Here is a 472-nt window from a genome sequence, read left to right as displayed (position 1 = left end):
CCACCGGCAAGATCGATATCCAGACGCCGGTGGCGCTGCTGATCGACCAGTTGACGGTGAAGAGCAATGGCCACTTCAATAAAGTCGGTTTCAATGCGGCGCGCGTGCAAAGCCTGGGCGGCGAGACGAGCTTGTTCGGCATTGTCAGTGGCCAGATGGCATCGAAAAACCTCGATGTGTCGGAAAAGATGGGCATTGGCGGCGTCGGCGGCGTGCGCGCCTACCCGGGTGGCGAGGCGTACGGCGACCAGGGCTATGTGCTGAATGTGGAGCTGCGCCAGAACGTGACGGCGTTCACGGCCTTTCCGGGTCAGCTGCAGGTGCTGGCGTTTGCCGACACGGGTACCGTCAAGCTGAACCGCGATGCCTGGAGCGCGGGCGAGAACCGCCGCACCCTGAGCGGCGCCGGCGTGGGCGTGACGTGGACGGGCGCCAATGCGCTGGTGCTGAAAGCGTACTACGCGCACAAGCT

The 472-nt window shown here is 64.2% G+C and carries 1 protein-coding gene; it reads left to right on the top strand.

The window, feature by feature from the left end; translation table 11 throughout:
- Positions 1-472: ShlB/FhaC/HecB family hemolysin secretion/activation protein (locus tag ACZ92H_RS29460; RefSeq protein WP_465052399.1), on the top strand; the 472-nt coding region annotated here is incomplete at both ends.

Source organism: Janthinobacterium foliorum, from assembly GCF_978021625.1.
Note: the sequence above shows the minus strand (reverse complement) of the source record. Positions and strands in the feature narration are given on the sequence as shown.